Source organism: Adhaeribacter sp. (assembly GCF_057359045.1).
The window spans coordinates 1-3,855 of the sequence record NZ_JBMQUD010000092.1 but is presented as its reverse complement, the minus strand read 5'-3'; the positions used below and the strand labels follow the sequence as shown (position 1 = coordinate 3,855).

General features: G+C 45.3%; 2 protein-coding genes. Both read left to right on the top strand.

Going from position 1 to position 3,855, the window contains the following annotated elements; genetic code table 11:
• The first annotated feature begins 95 nt into the window (after positions 1–95).
• Positions 96–2,045: a heparinase II/III domain-containing protein gene (locus ACO1R6_RS14470; protein WP_486265607.1), complete on the top strand. Its 1,950-nt coding sequence runs from the start codon at positions 96–98 to the stop codon at positions 2,043–2,045.
• A gap of 144 nt (positions 2,046–2,189) precedes the next feature.
• Positions 2,190–3,398 carry a glycoside hydrolase family 88 protein gene (locus ACO1R6_RS14465; protein ID WP_486265606.1) on the top strand — a complete coding sequence of 403 codons (1,209 nt, stop codon included), beginning with the start codon at positions 2,190–2,192 and terminating at the stop codon, positions 3,396–3,398.
• Positions 3,399–3,855 lie beyond the last annotated feature (457 nt).

The following is a 3,855-nucleotide window of genomic DNA, read 5'->3' as shown; positions in this document are numbered from 1 at the left end:
TATAAAACTAAAGGTCTAATATCCAACGTCTGGCTACCAACGTCCAATAAAAATGTCCACCACAAATAATTAAATCAACTGAACTTTTACTTCACATGAAAAAATTACTTTTTGTTTTTGCGTTCTTCTGGATTTGTTTAGCAGGCTTTGCGCAGGAGAGAAATTTGCTTAGCGGCAAATATTCTAAAGAAGAACTAAAAAAAGTTCTGATTCCGCCAGCTTCTTGGGTACCTTTCCCACAACTAAATGACCGCAACGGCTGGTCGAAAGCCGACCAGGCCATGATGCAGGCTTACGTAAAACAGGCCGAAGGTTATTTGAATTACGAATGGCCTTATATTCCGGCTACCAAATCGTTGTTAATTGAGCGCACCGGTGACCGCGATGAGTACCAAGCCATTAGTTTCAAGAAGAGAGAAGTATTGGGTACGCTGCTGCTGGCCGAAATTTACGAGAACCAAGGCCGCTTCCTTGACCCAATAATTGATGGGGTTTGGTCTATTTGCGAAGAATCGTTCTGGGGCGTGCCGGCGCATTTGCCTAAATCGAAGGAATATGCGGGCCTGATGAATACCGCCGACCCGTTTGTAGATTTATTTGCTGCCGAAACCGGTACCTACCTGGCTTGGGTCGATTATTTTCTGGGCGAGAAATTGGATGCGGTTTCGCCGCAAATCCGGAAAAGAATTTACAACGAAACCAATAACCGCCTGTTTAAACCGCTCATGAACAAGCCGCATGGCTGGATGACGAAAACCAAAGACGGTCGGGCCCCGAACAACTGGAATCCCTGGATTTGCTCGAACTGGTTAAACACGGCCTTGCTCCTGGAAAAAGACGAGCAGAAACGCACCGACCTGGTATTTAAAACCCTGGATGTATTGGACGAATTCCTGAACCCGTATCCGCAGGACGGCGGCTGCGATGAAGGCCCCAGCTATTGGGGAGCGGCAGCTGCCTCTTTGTACGATAATATTTCGATGCTGAACCTGGCCAGTAAAGATGCTTTTGCTTATGTGTACCAGGACGAAAAATTTAAAAATATGGGCAAATTTATTTACCGTGCCCAGATTAGCGATAAATATTTCTTAAATTTTGCCGATGCCGATCCGCAGCCTAAAATGTCGGCAAACATGATTTACCGCTACGGCAAAGACATTAAAGATGCCAACATGATGCGCTTTGGTGCTTATTACCGCGAGCCCGAAAATGGCTCGATTGGCCGCTTCCATTATTTCCGGAATTTCTTTGCCGTGTTTATGCAGGAGGAGTACCAGCAAGCGAAAGCGGGTTTGCCGCTGCCCAAAGACGTGTGGCTGCCCGATTTACAGGTAATGGTTGCCCGCGACCAGGCCGGCACCACCAAAGGCTTGTACGTAGCGGCCAAAGGCGGCCACAACGACGAAAGCCACAACCACAACGATATTGGCAACTACGTGGTGTATTACGATGGGCAGCCCTTGCTGATAGATGTAGGCCGGGGTACTTACACGAGCAAAACCTTTAGCAACAAACGCTACGATATTTGGTACAACTGCTCCGACCATCACAACACGCCAACCGTAAACGGCAAAACCCAGCTACCCGGTGCCCAATACAAAGCTTCGGACGTAAATTATAATGCCGGTAAAAACTTTGCCCAGTTTTCGCTGGATATTGCCAAAGCTTACCCTGCCGAGGCTGGTATTAACAGTTGGCAACGTACCGTGCGGTTAAACCGGGGTAAAAACGTGCAGGTAGCCGATGTAATTAACCTGAAAGAAGCGGGAGAGCTTACCCAGCACCTGATGACCTGTTACCCCGCTGAAATAATTAAACCGGGCGAACTGGTTATTCATTACAAACCAAAAGCAGGTCAGGCCCGCGATTTTGTGGTAAAATATAACCTCAGCCAAATGCAGCCCACCGTGGAAAAGGTAAAACTTACCGCTATGGAAGACAAAGGCATTATACAAAAGTGGGGCGATACCATTTACCGCATCAACTTTAAAATTACCCAACCCAAAACCCAGGATAAGCTCTCATTTGAGATTGCAGCGCGGTAAACGATGGACGACAGGCCCGAGAAAAGCGGGCTTTGATTCTCCGGGATACTTTCCCTAACTTTATTCAGCTTAAAATATTAAATCAGCAACAGGAAAACTTATCCCCACTATTCTTAAGCGCTTAAATTATTTACCCATTCCAACATGAAGATTTCTTTTAAATTACTGGCTGCTCTGGCCATAGCTACTTTTTTAGCTTTTATTCAAAATGTAACGGTACCGGTTAAAAGTGCCATGCAGGCCGTTCAGGTGCATTTAAGCAATATGGCCCAAACCAACTCCGATGCAACCAAATACCCGCGGTCTACCAAAAAAGACGGCTCGTTAGCAACAACCTCCTCGCGCGACTGGACCAGCGGCTTTTACCCGGGCTCTTTGTGGTACATGTACGATTATACGAAAGATAAAAAATGGGAGACCTTGGCCCGCCAATGGACGGCCGGTTTAGAAAAAGAACAATTTAACCGCGGCACCCACGATTTGGGTTTTATTCTTTTCTGCAGCTTTGGCAATGGCTATCGCTTAACCAAAGATCCCAAATACAAAGACGTTATTATTCAGGGTTCCAAATCTTTAATTACGCGGTTTAACAAAAAAACCGGTACTATCCGGTCCTGGGACCACAACCGCGATAAATGGGATTACCCGGTAATTATTGATAACATGATGAACCTGGAAATGCTGTACTGGGCATCTAAACAAACCGGCGACCCAGTGTATGCTAACGTGGCTACCACGCACGCTTTAACCACGCTTAAACACCATTTCCGGCCCGATTACAGCAGCTACCACGTAGTAGATTACGATACCTTAACCGGCCAGGTCCGGAAAAAAACTACCCACCAAGGCTATTCCGATGCGTCGGCGTGGGCCCGCGGCCAGGCCTGGGGTTTATATGGCTACACTGTTACCTACCGCGAAACCAAAGACACCCGCTTTCTGAAACAAGCCCAGGGCATAGCCGATTTCTATATTAACCACAAAAACCTACCCGCCGATAAAGTACCTTATTGGGATTTTGATGCCCCGGCCCGGCCCGATTTACCACGCGATGCCTCGGCGGCAGCTATTGCTGCTTCTGGTTTGTTAGAATTAAGCAGATATACGCCGGGAGCCAAAGGCGAAAATTACAAAAAAGTGGCCGGGCAAATGTTAGCCAGTTTGGCTTCGCCGGCTTATTTGGCCAAAGCCAATACCAACAATAATTTTGTGCTGATGCACGCTACCGGCCATTTGCCTAATAATTCAGAAATAGACGTACCTTTAAACTACGCCGACTATTATTTTATTGAAGGTTTAATGCGCTGGGAGCAAATGAACAAAACCAAAGCACCGGTTAAAACAAGAAAATAAGCCGGCGTTTAAAAGGCTTTCATCCTGTTTTAACGCTTAGTTTTACATATTTACCGCAGACTATAGCTAATTTATAAAGCCGGTCCTGCGGTAAATATTTGTTTTAAAATTTACTTCTTTCTTATTAAAAATGTAAATTACTTCTGCCAGCATACTTTGGTGTAATGGCAGAAGTAATTTTAAAGTAAATAATTTGCATTACTTTCTTACCGATATTCTATCTGCGATTAGAAGTTTAGAAGGTTTTATACTTAACACTGTTACCTTAATGGGCCTCTTATAGCTTACTTAGCTTGTACAAATCATAATTTCAGAATCTGCTTTTGGGCCCAAAGCGGTTGGGCTAAAGTTTGTATTTTTACTATGAAAGATTTTGACCCGAAAGTAACCGGTAATTTAGCTACGGCAGTTAAAGACGCGGCGGTCTGGCAATCTTTTAAAAATGGCGAAGAACAAG

Excerpts from the sequence above, each read along its gene's own strand:
- ACO1R6_RS14470 (WP_486265607.1), top strand. The coding sequence starts at position 96 with ATGAAAAAATTACTTTTTGTTTTTGCGTTCTTCTGGATTTGTTTAGCA.
- ACO1R6_RS14465 (WP_486265606.1), top strand. The coding sequence starts at position 2,190 with ATGAAGATTTCTTTTAAATTACTGGCTGCTCTGGCCATAGCTACTTTT.